This is a genomic window from Mediterraneibacter sp. HA8405 (assembly GCF_056148955.1).
Window position 1 is genome coordinate 1,787,220 of sequence record NZ_CM148758.1, and the last position, 21,345, is coordinate 1,808,564.

The 21,345-nt window shown below is 45.7% G+C and carries 16 protein-coding genes, 2 tRNA genes and 1 other annotated feature; of the genes, 17 read left to right on the top strand and 1 reads right to left on the bottom strand.

The window, feature by feature from the left end; translation table 11 throughout:
* Positions 1 to 181 precede the first annotated feature (181 nt).
* From cysK to AC0QUU_RS08350, 9 genes are all read left to right on the top strand, one after another.
* Positions 182 to 1,123: a cysteine synthase A gene (gene cysK / locus AC0QUU_RS08310; protein WP_474542028.1), complete on the top strand. Its 942-nt coding sequence runs from the start codon at positions 182 to 184 to the stop codon at positions 1,121 to 1,123.
* A gap of 331 nt (positions 1,124 to 1,454) precedes the next feature.
* Positions 1,455 to 2,204, top strand: a complete 750-nt coding sequence (locus tag AC0QUU_RS08315; protein ID WP_474542030.1) for a DeoR/GlpR family DNA-binding transcription regulator — start codon at positions 1,455 to 1,457, stop codon at positions 2,202 to 2,204.
* Positions 2,201 to 3,136: a 1-phosphofructokinase gene (gene pfkB / locus AC0QUU_RS08320; protein WP_474542032.1), complete on the top strand. Its 936-nt coding sequence runs from the start codon at positions 2,201 to 2,203 to the stop codon at positions 3,134 to 3,136. Before AC0QUU_RS08315 ends, pfkB begins: the two co-directional genes overlap by 4 nt.
* A complete protein-coding gene (locus tag AC0QUU_RS08325) occupies positions 3,133 to 5,058 on the top strand; it encodes a PTS fructose transporter subunit IIABC (protein ID WP_474542034.1) in 1,926 nt (641 codons plus the stop codon). The genes pfkB and AC0QUU_RS08325 overlap by 4 nt, the downstream gene beginning before the upstream one ends.
* Before the next feature lie 77 nt (positions 5,059 to 5,135).
* Positions 5,136 to 5,393: an HPr family phosphocarrier protein gene (locus tag AC0QUU_RS08330; RefSeq protein WP_474542036.1), complete on the top strand. Its 258-nt coding sequence runs from the start codon at positions 5,136 to 5,138 to the stop codon at positions 5,391 to 5,393.
* Position 5,394: 1 nt separating this feature from the next.
* On the top strand, positions 5,395 to 7,017 hold the full coding sequence (gene ptsP, locus AC0QUU_RS08335; protein ID WP_474542038.1) for a phosphoenolpyruvate--protein phosphotransferase: 1,623 nt from the start codon (positions 5,395 to 5,397) through the stop codon (positions 7,015 to 7,017).
* A 180-nt stretch (positions 7,018 to 7,197) separates the two neighbouring features.
* Positions 7,198 to 8,523 carry a putative DNA modification/repair radical SAM protein gene (locus AC0QUU_RS08340; RefSeq protein WP_474542040.1) on the top strand — a complete coding sequence of 442 codons (1,326 nt, stop codon included), beginning with the start codon at positions 7,198 to 7,200 and terminating at the stop codon, positions 8,521 to 8,523.
* Positions 8,520 to 9,284 carry a TIGR03915 family putative DNA repair protein gene (locus tag AC0QUU_RS08345; RefSeq protein WP_474542042.1) on the top strand — a complete coding sequence of 255 codons (765 nt, stop codon included), beginning with the start codon at positions 8,520 to 8,522 and terminating at the stop codon, positions 9,282 to 9,284. Before AC0QUU_RS08340 ends, AC0QUU_RS08345 begins: the two co-directional genes overlap by 4 nt.
* A 162-nt stretch (positions 9,285 to 9,446) precedes the next feature.
* Positions 9,447 to 11,813 (top strand): ATP-dependent DNA helicase, encoded by a 2,367-nt coding sequence (locus AC0QUU_RS08350; protein WP_474542044.1) that lies wholly within the window; start codon positions 9,447 to 9,449, stop codon positions 11,811 to 11,813.
* On the opposite strand, the gene AC0QUU_RS08355 is transcribed toward AC0QUU_RS08350, so the two are convergent.
* On the bottom strand, positions 11,789 to 12,679 hold the full coding sequence (locus AC0QUU_RS08355; RefSeq protein WP_474542046.1) for a LysR family transcriptional regulator: 891 nt from the start codon (positions 12,677 to 12,679) through the stop codon (positions 11,789 to 11,791). The genes AC0QUU_RS08350 and AC0QUU_RS08355 overlap by 25 nt on opposite strands.
* Before the next feature lie 91 nt (positions 12,680 to 12,770).
* Here AC0QUU_RS08355 and AC0QUU_RS08360 point away from each other — a divergent pair, with 91 nt between their 5' ends.
* From AC0QUU_RS08360 to AC0QUU_RS08395, 8 genes are all read left to right on the top strand, one after another.
* A complete protein-coding gene (locus tag AC0QUU_RS08360) occupies positions 12,771 to 13,466 on the top strand; it encodes a TIGR01906 family membrane protein (protein ID WP_474542048.1) in 696 nt (231 codons plus the stop codon).
* A 170-nt stretch (positions 13,467 to 13,636) separates the two neighbouring features.
* Positions 13,637 to 17,392, top strand: coding sequence for a phosphoribosylformylglycinamidine synthase (locus tag AC0QUU_RS08365; RefSeq protein WP_474542050.1), 3,756 nt, complete (start codon positions 13,637 to 13,639; stop codon positions 17,390 to 17,392).
* A 265-nt stretch (positions 17,393 to 17,657) separates the two neighbouring features.
* Positions 17,658 to 17,730, top strand: a tRNA-Val gene (locus AC0QUU_RS08370).
* Positions 17,731 to 17,745: 15 nt separating this feature from the next.
* Positions 17,746 to 17,819 (top strand) — tRNA-Met (locus AC0QUU_RS08375).
* 109 nt (positions 17,820 to 17,928) lie between these two features.
* Positions 17,929 to 18,576 (top strand): hypothetical protein, encoded by a 648-nt coding sequence (locus tag AC0QUU_RS08380; protein ID WP_474542052.1) that lies wholly within the window; start codon positions 17,929 to 17,931, stop codon positions 18,574 to 18,576.
* A gap of 2 nt (positions 18,577 to 18,578) precedes the next feature.
* On the top strand, positions 18,579 to 19,127 hold the full coding sequence (gene ispF / locus AC0QUU_RS08385) for a 2-C-methyl-D-erythritol 2,4-cyclodiphosphate synthase (RefSeq protein ID WP_474542054.1): 549 nt from the start codon (positions 18,579 to 18,581) through the stop codon (positions 19,125 to 19,127).
* On the top strand, positions 19,124 to 20,317 hold the full coding sequence (locus tag AC0QUU_RS08390; protein WP_474542056.1) for a GNAT family N-acetyltransferase: 1,194 nt from the start codon (positions 19,124 to 19,126) through the stop codon (positions 20,315 to 20,317). Before ispF ends, AC0QUU_RS08390 begins: the two co-directional genes overlap by 4 nt.
* A gap of 81 nt (positions 20,318 to 20,398) precedes the next feature.
* Complete coding sequence (locus AC0QUU_RS08395; RefSeq protein ID WP_474542058.1) at positions 20,399 to 21,022, top strand: hypothetical protein; 624 nt, start codon at positions 20,399 to 20,401, stop codon at positions 21,020 to 21,022.
* Positions 21,023 to 21,112: 90 nt separating this feature from the next.
* Positions 21,113 to 21,333, top strand: a binding site (T-box leader).
* The last annotated feature ends 12 nt before the right edge of the window (positions 21,334 to 21,345 follow it).

Genomic DNA, 21,345 nt, shown 5'->3' on the forward strand with positions numbered 1-21,345 from the left:
TGATACTGTGTCAGTGTAGCATGTTTAACAATAAAAGTCAATGAAAAACTTGTCGGTTTCGTAAAAATATACAAAAAGAATGTGAATGTTGTAATTGAGAAGAGGGTAAATTAAAATAGAGGCGTATCTATCTGCCTTGCAGAAAGAGGCATCAGACAGAGACGAAAGGAGAGGCACAGCATTGAAGATTTATAAAAACATAACTGAACTGATTGGAAGAACTCCTCTGCTGGAGGTAACCAATATTGAACAGGAAAAACAGCTTAAGGCCAGAATACTGATAAAGCTGGAATATTTCAATCCGGCAGGAAGCGTAAAGGACCGTGCTGCGCTCAGCATGATTCAGGAGGCGGAGAAACAGGGAAAGATCCGCCCGGGTGCGCTGATCATTGAGCCGACCAGCGGAAACACGGGGATCGGTCTGGCGGCGGTGGCCGCGTCAAGAGGATATCGGACGGTGTTTGTCATGCCGGAGACCATGAGTGTGGAGCGAAGAAAACTTCTGGCCGGTTATGGCGCCCGGATTGTACTGACAGAAGGCAGCAAAGGGATGAGCGGAGCCATAGCCAGGGCGGGAGAGCTGGCAGCAGAAAATGACAATGCAATTGTTCTGGGACAGTTTGTTAATCCCGCAAATCCGGAAGCACATTACAGAACGACAGGTCCTGAGATCTGGGAAGATACAGAGGGAGAGATTGATCTGTTTGTTGCTGGTGTGGGAACCGGCGGAACCATCACCGGAACCGGAAGGTATCTGAAAGAACAGAAACCGGATCTTAAAGTAATCGCCGTGGAACCGGCAGGCTCACCGGTTCTGTCAGGGGGAAAAGCAGGTCCTCATGGCCTGATGGGCATCGGAGCCGGTTTCGTGCCGGAAATTCTGGATACGGAAATATATGACCGAATCTGCACGGTTACGGAAGAAGAAGCATATGAGGCTGCCAGACTTTTGGCCCGCAGCGAGGGAATTTTAACGGGAATTACATCCGGAGCTGCATTCAATGCGGCGATAAGAGAGGCTGAGTTGCCTGAAAACGAGGGAAAAACCATTGTGGCGCTTCTTTCCGATACAGGCGAACGTTATTTGTCCACGCCGCTTTTTGAGAGTGTAAGGGGATTATAGCGTCAGAATATTCCATAAATAAGATAAACAGCAGCTTTTTGTACGGAAATGCCTGCCTGCAGGCAGTGGTGTTCTGTGCAGAAGGCTGCTGTTTATTTCGCGGGAAACCGAAAAGAGTTTACAGGAGCATCCTATGTACCCGAAATAGCATACAGAGCAGAAGAGCCGGCTTCTTTTTCGGTCAGGATGCACAATTTTATGTGCCTTTTTTTATTAAGTGTGCTGAAAGTGAACTTTATTGGATGAATATGACTGAAAATGATTGACTATGAATGAAAATGAATGTAATATAGGACTATAAAAAAGAGAGAATACGAAAGGAGTGAAACGAATGCTGACAGAAGAACGATTTGCGCAGATCCTTCAGATCGTTAATGAAGAAAAATCGGTAACAGTACAGGAGCTGAAAGAAAGGCTTCATACTTCTGAGTCTACAATACGCAGAGATCTGACAGTCCTTGACCGGAAACAGCTTCTTGTCAAAGTTCACGGGGGTGCCACTGCTCTTGAGATGGATTATGCAACAAAAGACATTGCTGTTACGTCCAGGATGAATCACAATACCGGAGAAAAAACAGAAATCGGGAAATATGCGGCAAAATTGATTGAGCAGGATGATTTTGTATATCTGGATGCCGGTACAACCGTTTCTCATATGCTGGAATATATTACAACCAAAGATGCCGTGTTTGTAACGAACGGCATTTCTCATGCACAGACACTGTCGCGGAAGGGAATTACGGTTTATCTTCTTGGCGGTATGCTGAAACCGACTACAGAGGCAGTGATTGGCCTTCAGGCGGCAGAAAGTCTGGAGAGATATCATTTTACAAAAGGGTTTTTTGGAACAAATGGCGCTGACAGAGAACACGGATTTACAACCCCGGATCCCGCAGAAGCTATGATTAAAGAAAATGCGATGAAAAAATGCAGAAAATCTTACGTCCTGGCAGATTCAACCAAAATCAGTCAAACTGCGCCGGTAAAATTTGCAGAGTTTTCTGATGCCTGGCTGATCACGACAAAAGTGAAGGATAAGGAACTGAAAAAAGAGAAAAATATTATTGAGGTGAGAAAATGATTTATACAGTAACATTTAATCCTTCTCTGGATTATGTCGTGCAGCTTGATGAGCTAAAGCCGGGACAGGTGAATCGGACTACAGAGGAGCATATTTATCCGGGCGGGAAAGGAAATAACGTATCGGTAATTCTGTCAAATCTGGGACACAAAAGCAAAGCTCTGGGGTTTAAGGCAGGATTCACAGGGGAACAGATGGAACAGATGCTGCGGCAATATGGCTGTTACACTGATTTTATCCGTCTGGAAAAAGGTCTGACACGGATTAATGTGAAAGTGAAAGGAAAAGAGGAAAGCGAGATTAACGGACAGGGACCGGTTATTACCGGCAGGGCTTTAGAGGAGTTGTTCCGGAAACTGGAGTATCTGGAAAAAGATGATGTCCTTGTACTGGCAGGCAGCATTCCGAATACACTACCGGAAGACATTTACGAAAAAATTATGGAAAAACAGCAGAACAAGGGAGTTAGGATTGTCGTAGACGCGACAAAAGATCTCCTGGTCAATGTTCTTAAATACAGGCCGTTTCTTATAAAGCCGAATAATCATGAACTGGGAGAAATATTTGGCAAAAAGCTGGAAACAGAGGAGGAAATAGTAGAATACGCGAAGCGGCTTCAGAAAATGGGGGCGGTAAATGTGCTTGTCTCCATGGCGGGAGACGGAGCAATTCTTGTGAAAGCAGATGGGAAAGTAAGCAAAAAGCTGCCTCCAAAAGGGACAGTAGTAAATTCAGTTGGTGCCGGTGATTCTATGGTGGCCGGATTTGTAGCCGGCTATCTGAATACAGGTAATTATGACAGGGCTCTTGAACTGGGGACGGCAGCCGGAAGTGCTACGGCCTTTGTCTCATGGCTGGCCACAAAAGAAGAGATTACAGAGAAGCTTGAGAAACCTGTTTCAGTATATGGAATAGAGGAGGAAGAAAAATGAGAATTACAGATATGCTGAAAGCCTGCAGTATAGAACTGAACGGGACTCCGGGTACAAAAGAAGAGACTATCCGGGAAATGGTCAGCCTTATGGTAAAAGCAGGGAATATTGCCGATCAGGATGAATACATGGAAGGAGTATTTGCCAGAGAAGAAGAAGGGACGACAGGAATCGGGGAGGGAATTGCCATACCCCATGCAAAGAATGATGCTGTCCGCGCTCCGGGGCTGGCGGCAATGGTCATTAGAAACGGCGTGGATTATGATTCTATGGACGGTGAACCGGTAAAACTTGTTTTTCTGATTGCTGCGCCGAATACGGAAGAAAATGTACACCTGGAAGTGCTCAGCAGGCTGTCCATGCTTCTGATGGATGAATCGTTTAAAGATGATTTGCTGAAAGTGCAGTCGGTAGAGGAATTTCTTGCCTGCGTGGACCGGGCAGAGAAAGCCAAATTCGAGGAAGAAAAGCCGCGGGAAACCCCGGAAGCGGGATACCGCATTCTTGCTGTGACAGCATGCCCCACGGGAATTGCGCATACGTATATGGCGGCAGAAAGCCTGGAAAAGACGGCGGCTCAGATGGGATATTCAATTAAAGTGGAGACAAATGGATCCGGAGGAGATAAAAATGTCCTTACATCTGAGGAAATTGAAAAATGTGACTGTATCATTGTAGCGGCGGATAAAGAAGTAAGAATGGCACGTTTTGACGGAAAGCCGGTGATTGTAACAAAAGTGGCAGACGGGATTCACAAGCCGGAAGAACTGATCCGTGAAGCGGTGAGCGGTAATGTGAAAATTTATCACAGTTCCGGGAAGGCCGGAGATGCTGAAGTTTCAGCTTCAGAAGAAGGTCTGGGAAGAAAAATCTATAAAGCACTGATGAACGGCGTATCTCATATGCTTCCATTTGTAATCGGCGGCGGCATCCTGATGGCGCTGTCCTATCTCTGCGATGGCGCAAATGCAGGAACAGATATTTTTGGAAACGGTACGCCTCTCGCAAGATTTTTTAATCTGACCGGAAATACTGCTTTTGGTATGATGTTTCCTGTCCTTGCAGGATATATTGCCATGGCCATCGGGGACAGGCCGGCTCTTATGCCCGGTATTGTAGGCGGACTTCTGGCCAAAGCGGGAACAAGTGTGTTTCTCCCGGAAGAGGAGTGGATTTCTTCCGGATTTTTCGGCGCTTTAATCGCCGGATTTATAGCGGGATATCTGATGCTGCTTATCAAAAAAGCGCTGGAGCGTCTGCCCCGGGCTCTGGAGGGAACAAAACCGGTGCTGCTGTATCCTTTTGCAGGTATTGTCCTGATGGGAGCTATTATGATATTTCTTGTTAATCCGCCTATGGGTGCATTTAATGAATGGCTTAACAATACACTTGCCGGCATGGGTGAGGGAAGCAAGATTCTTCTGGGCAGTGTCCTCGGCGGCATGATGGCGGTTGATTTCGGCGGTCCGTTCAATAAAGCGGCGTATGTATTCGGCACTGCGTCGATTGCAAGCGGTCAGTTTGATATTATGGCCGCAGTAATGGCGGGCGGCATGGTTCCGCCTATTGCGATTGCTCTTGCAACCACATTTTTCAGGAAATGTTTTACGGAGAGTGAACGACAGACAACCGTTACTAACTATATTATGGGGCTGTCCTTTATTACAGAGGGAGCCATACCGTTTGCTGCATCTGATCCTCTTCGTATTATTCCGCCCTGCATCATCGGTTCTGCCGTGGCCGGGGCATTGTCCATGGCATTCGGATGCGGTTCACGGGCTCCTCACGGAGGAATTTTCGTAGTGGGAATTATGGATAATGCGCCTATGTTTTTGGCTGCGGTTTTTGTCGGAGCAGTTGTGGGAATGGCAGGGATTGTTCTGCTGAAAAAAACAACAGCAGGAAGAACAAAAAAGGCCTGAATACTTGATTGAAAATTCAGGCAATGTGTAATATACTTATAAAAGAATCACCATATGGTAAAAGGAGGATAAGACCAATGAAAGAATTCAAATATGTGATTACAGATCCGGAAGGAATTCACGCAAGACCGGCAGGGATTCTTGTAAAACAGGCAGCTGGATATCAGAGCACTGTAAAAATTGCCAAAGGAGAAAAGTCAGCCGACGCTAAAAGAATCTTTGGCGTTATGGGTCTTGGAGTTAAGACCGGGGAAGAAGTGACCATCACAGTTGAGGGAGCAGATGAGGAGAAGGCAATTGCCGAATTAGAGGCATTCTTCAAGGAGAATTTATAAAATGATTACAATAAGCGGTAAAAGTGTTTTTGGCGGCGTGTCTATCGGAAAGCTTATGTTTTATAAAAGAAATGAAAAAGTGATTAAGAGGACACATGTCGATGATGTGGACGCAGAGTGGGTACGCTTTCAGCAGGCGAAAGAGACTGCTGTATCCCAGCTGAAAGGTCTGTATGATAAAGCACTTGAAGATGTAGGCGAAGCAAACGCCATGATTTTTGAGATTCATCAGATGATGCTGGAGGATCTTGACTATCTTGAGTCTATTGAGAACATTATCCGTACCCAGGAAGTCAATGCAGAATTTGCGGTAGCGACTACATCAGACAATTTCCAGAAGATGTTTGCAGCTATGGACGATGCATACATGCAGGGACGTGCTGCGGATGTGAAAGATGTCTCTGAACGCGTCCTGGATATCCTTTGTGGCGTGAATGAAGGCATGAAAGCTATGGACGAACCCTGTATTATTGCTGCGGATGATCTGGCGCCGAGCGAAACGGTACAGCTTGATAAAAGTAAAGTGCTTGGCTTTGCCACTATGTACGGTTCATCTAATTCCCATACAGCGATTCTTGCAAGGACAATGAATATACCGGCTGTTATCGGGCTGGGCGAGGCGCTTCTTCCGGACTATGACGGTAAGATTGCCGCAATTGACGGGTTTACCGGAAAGCTCTATATTGAGCCGGACGATGAGACAATGGCTGAGATGAAGGAGAAGCGCGCAAAAGATCTGGAACAGAAGGCGCTTCTTGAACAGCTGAAAGGTAAGGAAAATATCACAAAGAACGGACGGAAGATCAATGTATATGCAAATATCGGAAATGTTTCTGATGTAGGTACTGTGCTGAAAAATGATGCAGGCGGAATCGGTCTGTTCAGGAGTGAGTTCCTCTATCTGGAAAATACAGATTTCCCCACGGAGGAGCAGCAGTTTTCGGTTTACAAACAGGTTGCGGAGAACATGGCCGGAAAGAAGGTCATTATCCGTACTCTGGATATTGGCGCGGACAAGCAGGTAGATTATTTCGGACTGGACAAAGAGGAAAACCCGGCGCTCGGATACCGGGCAATCCGTATCTGCCTGACCAGACCAGAAATATTCAAAACTCAGCTTAGAGCGCTCTACAGAGCAGCTGTGTTCGGAAATATTTCCATTATGTTCCCCATGATTATTTCTGTTGATGAAATACATCAGATTAAAGAAATAATCAAAGAGGTGAAAGAGGAGCTGAAGGCAGAGGGAATTCCTTTTAAAGAAGATGTGGAACTGGGAGTTATGATTGAAACTCCGGCTTCGGTTATGATCAGCCGCGATCTTGCGAAAGAAGTTGATTTCTTCAGTGTGGGAACCAACGATCTCACCCAGTATACACTGGCGATCGATCGTCAGAATGCAAAACTTGACCGGTTCTATGATCCCCACCATCCGGCAATTCTTGCCATGATAAAGATGGCTGCGGAAAATGCACACGCAGAGGGAGCCTGGATTGGAATCTGCGGCGAACTGGGAGCAGATCTCGAGCTTACACAGGAGTTCCTTAATATGGGACTGGATGAGCTGTCTGTTTCGCCTTCCATGGTGCTTCCGCTCAGAAAGCGCATCAGAGAATGTGAATAAGGAGAAACAGAACATATAGGAAGATGTCTTTTTATGAATCTTTTAGAATCATAAAAAGACATCTTTTTTTCTTGATTAAACAGAACGTATGTGCTATCATATGGAGAGAACAGATGTTCGATAAGCGTGGGCGCATAAAACCGTATCGGATAGTATAATACTCTGGAAGGGGGGAGCAGTGTGAAGAATCGGATTCAGACGGAGAAGAGTCTGTACGAAAAGCTGGAAATATTGTCAGATGCAGCCAAGTACGATGTGGCATGTACTTCCAGCGGGGTGGACAGAAAAGGAGACGGCACAGGCATGGGAAACTGTAGCAGAGCGGGAATATGCCATAGTTTTTCTGCTGACGGCAGGTGCATTTCCCTTTTGAAAATCCTCTTTACAAACGAGTGTATTTATGACTGTAAGTATTGTGTCAACCGTTCCTCCAATGACGTAGAGAGGGTCTCTTTTACTCCAGACGAAGTGTGTACGCTTACAATGGAGTTTTACCGCAGAAATTATATTGAAGGTTTATTTTTGAGCTCAGGGGTGCTGAAAAATCCGGACTATACAATGGAACTGCTGTATGCGACATTGTACCGGCTTCGACACGTATGCAATTTTCAGGGATATATTCACGTTAAGGCCATACCCGGCGCAGACCAGAGACTGATTCAGATGACCGGATTTCTTGCGGATCGCATGAGTGTGAATATGGAGCTTCCTACAGCTGAAGGTCTGCGTCTTCTGGCTCCTCACAAATCAAGAAAAAATATTCTTGCGCCTATGCGTTTTGTTCAGGAAAAGTCCAAAGAAAACCGGCATGAGATCGCGCTGTACAGATCCGCCCCCAGATTTGTTCCGGCAGGACAGAGTACGCAGATGATTATCGGAGCCACTCCGGAGACGGATTTTCAGATTCTGAATGTGGCTGAAGCGCTTTACAGGAAGTTTGATCTGAAACGTGTTTTCTATTCTGCTTTTGTTCCGGTGAACGATGATCTTGCTCTGCCGGATCTGACAGGAAAAGGGCCGCCTCTGCTTAGAGAGCACAGGCTTTACCAGGCAGACTGGCTGCTTAGGTTTTATCATTTTGAAGCGGCAGAACTGCTGGACGAAAATAATCCGAACTTCAATTTACTTCTGGATCCCAAATGCTGCTGGGCTTTGAATCACCTGGAGAGTTTTCCGGTGGAGATAAACCGTGCGGATTACCGCATGCTTCTTAGGGTTCCGGGGATCGGATGCAGGTCCGCATCCCGTATTGTGAAGGCCAGGAGAATGGGCAGTCTGGGATTTGAAGATCTGAAGAAGATGGGGGTTGTGCTGAAGAGGGCACTTTATTTTATAACCTGCGGCGGCAGGATGATGTACCGGACAAAGATGGATCAGGATTATATTACAAGAAATCTTCTGAATACAAAAGAGCGGTTGCCGGAAGGCTCCTGCGGCATGACTTATAAACAGCTTTCCCTTTTTGATGATGACGGAATGCCGGGCTCAGGAGGAAATATGGAATGAAACAGATTTATATATGCAATGATACAATAACCGGCATTTATTCTGCTCTCTACGACGCATGGAAAGAAAGTCGGGATAAAGAGGCGGGAATTGACTTCCGCGGAAAAACACAGCAGCGGCTTTTTTGCGAGTATACCGTTGTGGAGGAGAATGAAAGGAAGGCATTTCAGCTGGAACGGATGGTAAAAAAATATTTGGGGTACAATGCCTATTGGGATATATACCATGCTCTTCTTTCGGATGACGAACGAAAGGTCGAGGCGGTATTCCGGGTGATGCAGGAGGCCAGAAGAGTGCGGGACAGCAGGAGAATCATGGAGCATCTGAGCAATCCGGACGTGGCAAAAGTATTTCAGCTGAGCAGAAGCGTGTCAAACGAAGCGCATCTGTACCAGGAATTTATCCGTTTCCGTGAACTGGACAACGGTATCCTTTTTTCTGAGATTTCTCCGAAATCCCGGGTTCTTACATGCATAGCCGAACATTTTTCCGATCGCTTCCCGCTGGAAAACTGGGTAATATACGATAAGACACATCAGGTGTTTTTAATGCACCGTGCAAGGGAAAAGTGGAGACTGGTATGGGGAAAAGAACTGGATCAGCAGGCGGCAGAAAGACTTTCGGATAAGGAGAAAGAGTATGAGACTCTGTGGAAAGGATTCTTTGACTCCATAGCAATACAGGAAAGAAAAAATCTCCGTCTGCAGAAAACACATCTGCCGGTCAGATACAGAGAAGGAATGCCCGAGTTTTCAGATTAATCTGCAGATTTCCAATATCTGAACGACATATGCTTTCCTGAAAAAGGTTGTAGAAACCTGAAAACAGGACTAGAATAGAACAGGAAACGGTCAGTTTTCAGTAACAGAGAGGATGAAGGAAAAGCTGCCTTTTGACTGCTTTACTTCAGAGGGAGAGATGAAATGAGTTCGGAGAATGAAGAATTGCCTGTAATACGTATTTCGGTCAGAAATCTGGTGGAATTTATTCTGAGAAAAGGGGATATTGATGACCGCATATCCCGAGGATTAGACAGAGACGCTATGCTGATGGGCGGCAGGATTCACCGAAAGATTCAGCGAAGAATGGGACCGGATTACCATGCTGAAGTTTCACTGAGAAAAGAGGTTCGTTTTGAAGGATTCCGCATTCTTGTAGAGGGGCGTGCAGACGGAATTATTACAGAACAGATCGGAAAAGAGCAGAAGATTACGATTGACGAGATTAAAGGCGTACTGAGAGAACTTCGTTTTATAGAAAAGCCTGAAGCTCTTCATGTTGCTCAGGCAAAATGTTACGCGGCTATCTATGCCGAACAGAAGGGTTTGAAAAAGATCGATGTGCAGGTTACCTACTGTCAGATGGAAAGTGAGGAAATCTGCCGTTTTGTACAGTCTTTCGATGCCGGAGAACTGAAGGAGTGGTTTTACGGTCTTGTGGGCGAATATGAAAAGTGGGCCAGATTTGAAGTTGAATGGAAGAAGGCACGCAATACTTCAATCCATAAAACAGAATTCCCTTTTTCCTATAGGGCCGGTCAGCGGGATATGGCCGCAGCAGTTTACCGGACTATACTGAGAAAGAAAAAACTTTTTATCCAGGCTTCTACAGGAGTAGGGAAGACAATTTCTACTGTTTTTCCGTCTGTCAAAGCACTTGGAGAAGAAATCGGCGAAAAGATCTTTTATCTGACGGCAAAGACGATTACGCGGACAGTGGCGGAACAGGCGTTCCGGACGCTTGAAGACAACGGGCTGCAGATGAAGGTAATTACCCTGACTGCAAAGGAAAAGATCTGTTTCTGTGATGAGACAGAATGCAATCCGGAAAAATGTCCGTATGCAAAAGGGCACTATGACCGGGTGAATGATGCAGTATATGATCTCCTTATCAGTGAAAACGGCATCAGCCGCCGGATTGTTGAAGATTATGCGAAGAAACACAGGGTGTGCCCTTTTGAAATGTCTCTGGATCTTTCTGTCTGGGCGGATGCGGTCATCTGTGATTATAATTATGTATTTGATCCGAACGCTCATTTAAAACGCTTTTTTTCAGAAGGAAGCAGTAAAGGATATATTTTTCTTGTGGATGAGGCTCATAATCTGGTAGAGCGGGGACGGGAAATGTACAGTGCCGTACTGTATAAAGAGGATTTCCTGGATTTAAAACGATGTGTGAGAGAGACGGATAAGAAACTGGCAGCCCTGCTAGACGGAATCAACAGGCTTTTCCTGGCGCTGAAGCGGGAGTGTGAAACTTACCGGGTACTGGAGAGCGTTTCCCATATTTCTCTGAAACTTTTGCATCTTCTTACTGAAATGGAGCGGTTTCTGGAGGAACGGGAGGGAGGAGAAGAAAGAGAAAAAGTTCTTGAGCTGTATTTTCAGGTCCGGGCATTTCTTTATATTCATGACATAATGGATGAAAATTATGTGATATACAGCGAACTGGAAGCAGATGGGAGATTCAAGGTGAAGTTGTTCTGCATTAATCCTGCGGTCAATCTTCAGAATTATCTGGAACAGGGAAACGGTACAATTTTTTTCTCCGCCACGCTGCTTCCTGTCCGGTATTATAAAAGCCTTCTGTCAGTGGAAGAGGATGATTATGCCATATATGTCGAATCTTCTTTTTCCCGTGAGAACCGTCTGATTCTTTTGGGGAGAGATGTGAGTACAAAGTATACCAGACGCGGACCTGAAATGTATCGCAGAATTGCAGAATATATTCTCTGTACTGCAAAGAGCAGGCGGGGGAATTACATTGCCTTTTTCCCATCCTACAGGATGCTGGAGGAAGTTTATGAGTATTTCCGTCAGGAAAAGGGGGATATGGAATCGGCGGCCCAGACACAGTATATGAGTGAAAAAGAGCGTGAAGAATTCCTGGAATTATTTGAAACAGAAAGAAGAGAGAGTTTTGTAGGATTCTGTGTGATGGGAGGAATATTTTCCGAAGGAATTGACCTGGCGGAAGAACGGCTGATCGGAGCTGTGATTGTCGGGACGGGACTTCCGCAGGTGTGCAGTGACAGAGAGATTATCCGGAGCTTTTTTGACAAAAAGAATATGGAGGGCTTTTCTTATTCATACCTGTATCCCGGTATGAACAAGGTGCTTCAGTCTGCAGGGCGCGTGATCCGGACAGAGCGTGACAGGGGAGTTATTCTGCTGTTGGATGAACGGTTTCAGGACCAGAGATACCGGGAGATTTTCCCGCGGGAGTGGACCGGTGTGCATACCTGCAGTATACCGACCCTGCAGTGTCAGCTGGAGGACTTCTGGAAGTAGCTCAAAAACTCCAGGGCAACCCGGGACAACGGGAGAAGCTCATTGTATGCAATGACAAGTTCGCGATCGGGTATTTCTTCTTTTGTCTCAAGGAGAAAGATGTCTTTTTCTGTGTTTTTTATACAGTAATCCGGCACAAAGGCAATACCCAGTCCGATGCGGGCCAGATCCACGAGGAGATCATTGCTTGTCAGTTCGATTTCCGGGACAAGATCAAGGTGATGCTGCTGGAAGACCTGATGCAGAAATTCATTTGTTGTGCTGTTTTTATCCAGCATCAGGATCGGATACCGGGTCAGCTGGCGGAAGGACAGTTTTTGGCCTTTCAGCTCTGTGAACGGTTCGCCTGCGATAAAGACATCCCGGAATTTTTTGATTCTCACCGATGATGCTCCGGTTCCGAGATAGCGGTTGGGATGATTGACAACAATAAGATCTACAAGGCCGCTTTTTAAAAGTTCCGCACATTTGAGAGAAGTCTGATTGATTACCTTTATGTGCGCATTGGGAAAAGCTTTGTGGAAACGTTCCAAATACGGAATTAGAAAATAGCGGCAGATTGTATCGCTTGCACCGATCCGTATCTGACCGCCGGTGGAAACAGCGTCCAGAAGCTGGGCCTCTCCTCTTTGGATAAGGTTCATGGCCGGCTCGATGTGGCGCATGAGAATTTCTCCCTCGGGAGTAAGCTGAACTTTTTTTGTGCTCCGGATAAACAGAACCTGATCCAGTTTCCTTTCCAGTGTTTTGATGGACTGACTGACTGCGGACTGAGAGATAAAAAGCTGTTTTGACGCTTCTGAAAAGTTTAATGTTGAAGCAACATGATAAAAAACTTTGTAAAGTTCGTAGTTAATATCAATCATTATTAGACCCCCTAATAAATATTGCTTGTATTATAAGCGGAATTTAATTAAAATACAAGGAGAATACATTGAGGAAGGAGAAAGCTGCTTTATGAAAAAACTGCAGTGGGCGGCAGGATTACTTCTGTCTTTTTCGGTAATAGCTATTTTGCTGATCTCCAGCTTTGAGATTGTCATGTATGCGGATTTCAGCGTATATCAAAAAGAATATGAGAAATATGATGTGCTGGATGAGCTGGACATGGACATGGAAGATGTTATGTATGTTACAGAAGAAATGATGGCTTATCTGAGAGGAGACAGAGATACTCTGTCTGTTGTGACAACTGTCGAGGGAAAGGAACAGGATTTCTTTAATAAACAGGACAGATTTCATATGGGAGAAGTCAGAGATCTGTTTATCGGCGGCTTGAATATCCGGACGGGTGCAGCTATTGTTTCGCTGATTTGTCTGGTTTTTCTGATAGCATCAAAAGCCCGCCTGAAAAAAATCCTTGCCAGGTCTTATCAGATTGCCCTGGGTATAACAGGAGCTGCAGTCCTTTTCATCGGTGCCGCCGCGATCATTGATTTTAACGCAGTGTTTGTACAGTTCCATCACATTTTCTTCGACAATGATTTGTGGCTTTTTGATCCTGCTGAGGATTATATGATACGCATGCTGCCGGAGGGGTTGTTTGCCGATATGGTTCTAAGAATCGGAGTTCTTTTTATAGCAGGCCTTCTGATTCTGCTTATTATCAGTATTGCAGCCGGACGTTTCCAAAAAAAGATGAAATCTGATTAGTTCTGCTTATCAGACTATTTAAGTTATATTAATTATACTAATGAAGAAAAGTGTGATACGATACAGACAGAGACACATTTGGGCAGAAAACAGATAAAACATTGTCCATAGACTTTAAGATTAAGAGAAGACAGCAAAGCCAGAAGAAAAACAGGTAAAGGAGAGATAAGATGAGCAGTGTAAAGCGGGTATATGTGGAAAAAAAGCCGGAATATGCCGTTGCGGCAAAAGAGCTGAGGCATGAGATCAGACATTATCTGGGAATTACAGCCACAGAGGAAGTACGGGTGCTGATCCGGTATGATGTGGAGAATATTTCCGATGATACCTTCGAGAAGGCATGCAGAGGCGTGTTCGCAGAGCCGCCGGTGGATGTCCTTTACAGGGAAGAATTTCCGGCAGGAGAAAATGAGAGAGTATTTTCCGTGGAGTTTCTTCCGGGACAGTTTGACCAGCGGGCTGATTCTGCGGAACAGTGCATCCGTTTCATTAAAGAAGATGAAGAACCGGTAGTCCGTACAGCTACAACTTATGTGATTGAGGGAAATATTTCCGATGAGGAGTTTGCGGCGATTAAAAATCACTGCATTAATCCGGTAGACTCCAGAGAGGCCGCGCCGGAAAAACCGGAAACGCTTGTGACAGTATTTGAGGAACCGGAAGATATCCGGACTTTTGACGGATTCAAAGATATGCCGGAAACAGAGCTGCGAGAACTTTACAATTCACTTGGCCTGGCGATGACGTTTCAGGATTTTCTTCATATCCAGAAATACTTTTTCGGAGAGGAACACAGAGATCCGACAATGACCGAGATCAGAGTGCTGGATACTTACTGGTCCGATCACTGTCGTCACACGACTTTTTCTACAGAATTGAAGGATATAGTTTTTGATGAAGGAGATTATCGGGAACCTATCGAGAACACTTATAAAGAATATTTGAAAGATCACAGTGAGATTTTTGCAGGGAGAGAGGACAAGTTTGTCTGCCTGATGGATCTTGCCCTGATGGCCATGCGCAGACTGAAAAAAGAAGGAAAGCTGGAAGATCAGGAAGAGTCGGATGAGATTAACGCATGCAGCATTGTTGTGCCGATCCGCGTTGACGGCAAAGAAGAAGAGTGGCTGATTAACTTTAAAAATGAAACCCACAATCATCCTACAGAGATTGAGCCTTTCGGAGGGGCTGCGACCTGTCTTGGAGGCGCGATCCGCGACCCGCTTTCCGGCCGAACATATGTATACCAGGCAATGCGTGTAACCGGCGCGGCAGATCCCACAGGATCAGTCAAAGATACTCTGAAGGGAAAACTCCCGCAGAAAAAACTTGTCCGCGGCGCGGCTCATGGATACAGTTCCTATGGGAACCAGATCGGACTGGCCACCGGGCTTGTTAAAGAGATTTATCATCCGGATTATGTGGCAAAGCGCATGGAAATCGGCGCAGTTCTGGGAGCGGCGCCCAGACGTGCGGTTATCCGTGAAAATTCAGATCCGGGAGATCTTATTATTCTTCTGGGCGGACGGACAGGACGTGACGGATGCGGCGGCGCAACAGGTTCTTCCAAAGTTCATACAGAGGAGTCGATTGAAACCTGCGGTGCAGAAGTTCAAAAGGGAAATCCTCCGACAGAGAGAAAGATTCAGCGCCTTTTCCGGAGAGAGGAAGTCAGCCGTCTGATTAAGAAGTGCAATGATTTCGGTGCAGGCGGAGTCTCTGTCGCAATCGGCGAACTTGCTCCGGGGCTTCGTGTAGAGCTGGATAAAGTGCCGAAGAAATATGCAGGACTTGACGGTACGGAAATTGCGATTTCCGAATCCCAGGAGAGAATGGCTGTTGTCGTTGACCCGAAAGATGCAGATCAGTTTATGAAATATGCGAAGGAAGAAAATCTGGAAGCAACAGAAGTGGCGGTAGTGACACAAGATCCCAGACTTGTGCTTGTATGGCGGGGGAAAGAGATTGTTAATATTTCCCGGGCATTTCTTGATACAAATGGCGCTCATCAGGAGACTTCTGTGGAAGTAGAAATTCCGGAGCATGAGGGCAGTCTGTTTAAGCGGGAAGAAATTCCGGATGTGAAGGGAAAATGGCTTGCAGTCCTGAAGGATCTTAACGTATGCTCCCAGAAAGGACTTGTGGAGATGTTTGACGGTTCTATCGGCGCGGGCTCTGTATTTATGCCCCACGGCGGAAAGTACCAGTTGACGGAGATCCAGGCCATGACAGCCAAGATTCCGGTTCAGAATGGAACAACAGATAGTGTGTCCATGATGAGTTATGGATTTGATCCTTACCTTTCAAGCTGGAGTCCGTACCATGGAGCAGTTTATGCTGTGGTTGAATCAGTGGCGAAGATTGTTGCCGCCGGCGGGGATTATAGAAAGATCCGTTTCACATTCCAGGAGTACTTCCGCAGGATGACAGAGGATCCGAAACGCTGGAGCCAGCCTTTTGCAGCCTTACTCGGAGCATATGCGGCACAGATCGGTTTCGGCCTCCCGTCTATTGGAGGAAAAGACAGTATGTCCGGAACATTCCAGGATATTGATGTACCGCCGACTCTGGTTTCCTTTGCTGTGGATATGGCTCTTCAGCAGGAGATTATTACACCGGAACTGAAGAAGCCGGGTAATAAGCTGATCTGGCTGCGTATTGACAGAGACAGCTATGACCTTCCTGTTTACGATAAGATTATGGAACAGTACGGAAAGTTTACGGAAGACATTCGTGCAGGACGTATTGTTTCCGCATACGCTCTTGACCGTCATGGTGTGATTGCCGGAGTCAGCAAGATGGCGTTTGGAAATAAGATGGGCGTGAAAATTGAACATAATATGGATCCGAGAGATCTGTTTGCTCCGGCGTTTGGTGATCTGATTGCAGAAGTGGAAGACGGACAGGTGGGAAACCTGCAGATCAGCTATACCGTAATCGGTGAAGTTACAGACAGAGACTGTTTTGAATACGGCAATGTGGAAATCCGCATGGATGAGGCCCTGAATGCATGGACTGGAACACTGGAAAAAGTCTTTGCGACAAAGTCAGCGGCAGATTCTGACGAACCGGTGGAGGAAAAACTGTTCCACACATCGGATATACATATCTGCAGCCATAAAATCGGGCAGCCCAGTGTATTTATTCCGGTCTTTCCGGGTACAAACTGTGAATATGACAGTGCACGGGCTTTTGAGCGCGCAGGCGCAAAGGTAATTACAAAAGTATTCCGCAATCTGAATGCCGAAGATATCCGGTCTTCTGTAGAAGAATTCGAACGGAGTATTTCTCAGGCACAGATGATTATGTTCCCGGGAGGATTCAGTGCAGGTGATGAACCCGATGGATCTGCAAAATTCTTTGCTACGGCTTTCCAGAACGCAAAGATCAAGGAAGCTGTGGAGAAGCTTCTGAATGAAAGAGACGGACTTGCTCTCGGTATTTGCAACGGATTCCAGGCACTGATAAAACTCGGGCTTGTTCCTTATGGAAAAATTACAGGTCAGACAGAGGATTCTCCGACGCTGACGTATAATACTATCGGACGGCATATTTCCAAAATGGTATATACCAAAGTTGTCACGGACAAATCTCCATGGCTTATGGAGGCGCAGCTGGGCGGTGTGTACACGAATCCCGCGTCCCACGGAGAAGGACGCTTTGTTGCGGATAAGGAATGGCTTGACCGTCTGTTTGCCAACGGACAGGTGGCGACGCAGTATTGCGATCCGGAAGGAAATATCAGCATGAATGAAGAGTGGAATGTAAACGGATCCTACTGTGCTATAGAAGGAATTACAAGTCCGGACGGACGTATTCTCGGGAAAATGGCTCATTCAGAACGCCGGGATGATTCAGTGGCCATTAATATATACGGGGAACAGGATATGAAAATATTTGAGTCCGGAGTTAAATATTTTAGATAATTGATTTGCCGTGGGAATGAGGGACAGAAAAAATGAGACAGCTGACTGAGATGAAGCAGCTGTCTCATCTGTTTCCCGGCAGAACCGCCGAAGAATCTGTATAACCTGGCTGTTCCGGAATAAAACAACCGTGAAACTCTTGAAAAAAACATAAAAAAATATGTAATAAAAAATAAATAAAAAAAGTGTTGACATTTGGCGGAAGATGATAGTATAATAGCAAAGCGGGTTGAGGACAGAACAGTTTTTAACCGGCAGAAAGTATGGGGTCTTAGCTCAGCTGGGAGAGCATCTGCCTTACAAGCAGAGGGTCACAGGTTCGAGCCCTGTAGGCCCCATCACAAACTAAATATGGCGGAATAGCTCAGTTGGCTAGAGCATACGGTTCATACCCGTAGTGTCGCTGGTTCGAATCCAGTTTCCGCTATTTTTTTAACGTCGGATTTGTCCGGCGTTTTTCTTTTACAAGGGTGGATTTTCGTATATGGTCTGTGATAAAATGAAAAACAGAGAGATTTACGGAGGATAAAAGAGACATGAAAAAAAAGGGCGGAGATATCTTCAGGACGGTATTAGGATGTTATCTTATATTTTTGGGAGTGTGTCTCTGGATTGAGGTGTCAGGTAAAAAACCGAGTGATGAGCAGCTGATGACAGTAATCGCATTATTGATGATTATTATAGGACTGGTATATGCTGCTTTTTCATTAAGTAGGATTACAGGTTTTCCTTTCCGGTTGAAAAAGGACAAACAGTCACAGACAGAAGAAAAAGAATTGCAGGTTGAAAATAGCGCCGGAATCCGTCAGAAAAAGCATATTATGAAAAACGTAGAATTGATAAATATTCCGTCAGAAGACGCTGACCGGAAAAAAGATGAAAAAACGGAAAGTAATGCCGCTTCTAAAGATCTGAATAACGGGAAAGCATATGCCTGTAAAGAAACAAAAGTTATCGGAAGTATTGAGGATATCAGAAAAATACACGAAAGCGAACAAAAAGGAGAAAGCGGGAAAGCGCAGCCTGAAAGTGATAAGGCAGAAGATGAAACAAGCTTAAAAGATAAAAAAGAGGAGACCAGATCAGAAACTGAAAATATAGAAACTACGGACGAAAAGAAAAAGGCAGAGAAAGAAGAAACGGAAAAGGCGGAAGAAATCGAAAAAGATTACGAGGAGAAATAAAAATGCGGGTAGGCATGGGATATGATGTTCACAGATTGGCAGACAACAGAAAATTGATCATAGGCGGTGTGGAGATTCCTTATGAAAAGGGACTTTTAGGTCACTCTGATGCGGATGTTCTGCTGCATGCGGTTATGGACGCGCTTCTTGGAGCGGCGGGACTCGGAGATATCGGAAAGCATTTTCCGGATACAGATCCGGCGTATGAAGGTATTTCGAGCATGAAGCTCCTGGAAACAGTAGGCAGTCTTCTTGACGGGGAAGGATATGTGGTTGAGAATATCGATGCCACAATTATTGCTCAGAGACCGAAAATGCGTCCTTATATTGACCAGATGGTTGAAAACATTGCGAAGGCGCTGAAACTGGAAACAGAACAGGTAAATATTAAGGCTACGACAGAAGAAGGACTGGGATTTACTGGATCCGGCGAAGGAATATCTGCTCAGGCGATATGTCTGCTTGAAAAATATATGAATTATGCCAGCGTGGATGTGACAGAGTCCGGCGGCGTTTGCGGAGGATGCTGCGCGGGGAGAAAAGGCGTATGATTATCCGGAAACTTGAACAGAACGAACACGGGAAAACAAGAGAATTGTGGGAACAGGTTTTTCCTGAGGATACAAAAGAATTTCTGGATTACTATTATTTTGTAAAAGCCCGTGATAATCAGATTTATGTCATAGAGGAGGAAGGGGAGATACGTTCTATGCTTCAGCTCAATCCTTATGAGATACGGATTGAGAACAGGGTCTTTCCCTCCTTTTACATTATTGCTGTTGCCACACAGAAGGAGTACCGGGGGAGGGGATATATGGGGGCTCTTCTGCGGGAATGTATGCAGGAGATGTACAGCAAAAAAGTTCCGTTTACGTTTCTGATGCCTGCGGCGGAGGCAATTTATTTGCCTTACGATTTCCGTTATATTTATAATCAGGCTGTGGGGAAAATAGAGAAGGACGAAACAGCTGAAAAACAGAAAAATATCCTGCGGGAAAATGATGTGCTGCCGGGAGAAAAACGGACGGACTGCCAGAAGGAGAAACTGGAATGTACCGATGCCATGCTGTGGGATGCAGAACAGATGGCAGATTTCTTTAAAGAAAATTTTGAAGGAAAATGGCAGGTGTATGCAGAGCGAAGCAGTGAGTACTACAGAACAATGATACTCGAACAGCAAAGCGAGCGGGGCGGGGTAAGGCTAATAAAAAGCGGAGAAACCATTACCGGCATGTTTGCCTACGCCGGAGAAGGAGCGCCGGAGGTCCGGGAACCTTTGTTTCTTCAGGGATATGAAGAAGAAATCGTCCGGCAGATCCGGCTGCTTCAGAAGGACTCTGGGAAGCCAGTACGTGTCTATGCTGCTCCTCCGTCAGTACGCACTGATTTCCGGCCTGTAATTATGGCAAGAATTATCTGTCTTAAGCAGTTTCTGCCTGCCCTTACAGTGCCGGAGGAAATGGAGATGGAGTGTTCATTTGCCGTGATTGATCCGCTTGTTACACAAAACAGTCGCATATGGAAGCTGTACAGCGGTCCGGATGAGCAGGAAATTCACGTCTGCGAGACAGAAGATTCGGAAGGAGTACTGCCTGTTGCAGAACTGACAGACCTTTTATTTGGCAGAACGCCGATAGAAGAGATAGAAAAAAGGCCGGATGTAATTCTGACAGAACATCTGAAAGAGGAGCTGGAGAAGATTGTAAAGTTGGAACGTGTATTTTTCAACGAGATTGTCTGAGTACAGGGTGAGTACAGGACGGAAGGTTTCCGGTTCCGGTCTGCAGAAGCAGCGGACGGCAGAGCAGGAGGAAAAGGAAAAATGAGAAAGGGAATGAGAAAGCCGGCCCTGCTGGCCGCGCTGGCAGTTGCTGTATCGGTTTTGTGTACGGGGTGTTCAGAAAAGCCGGATGAGAAGGCTTATGTCAGGGCCGCCCTGGATGCAATTTATCACAGGGAATGCGGGGCGTATGCGGAGCTGCTCCATATCAGTGAAAATCAGGCTGAAGAAGAGATTGAAAAAACATTTCAGGAGAATATGGAGACAGCGTTTTCCGGTGATACCGTTACCAGCGATGCGGATAAAGAAGCTTATATTGATGCTGTCAGAGAGGTATATAAGCTGGCCAGATATGAAGTGACAGACAGCAAAGAAACAGAAGAAGGCTTTCTGGTGACGGTCTGTGCAGAACCGTGTACTGTGTTTGAAAATCTGGAAGCCGGTGTGACGGAGAAAATGACTCTGGCTCTTGAAAACGGGACATATACTGAGAATAAAGCAGTTTCTTATGTAACGGAATATCTGAATGAGGCGCTTGCAGATAATGAGTATGGCGAAAAAACAGAAATTGAAGTTACTGTGACAATTGACGGTGACGGAGTCTGTCAGATTTCGGAAAATGATCTGCTTAAGGTGGAAGAAGCTTTATTTCCCGGAGTAGTGTAGCAATCCGGAAATATCGGAACAGCCTGCTTTGTCTCTGAAATAAAACAGGTTGACAAAAATGAAAAAGTTGCATAAGATAGGGTGTGTTAGAAAAAGGCGATGAAAGGGAAGAGTAGCAGATCTGCCGCTCACAGAGAGGGAAAGCCGTCGGCTGTAAGCTTTCCCGAGAAGGGGAGATGTTGTGAAGTGCGCCCGGGAGCTGCCTCCGTGAAAAAGTAGCGGAGGACGTCCGGCATACGTTACATGCAGATTGAGTGAAAGAAGAAATTCTTTTATTAGAGTGGAACCGCGGAAATAACTTCGTCTCTAGACAGAGGCGGAGT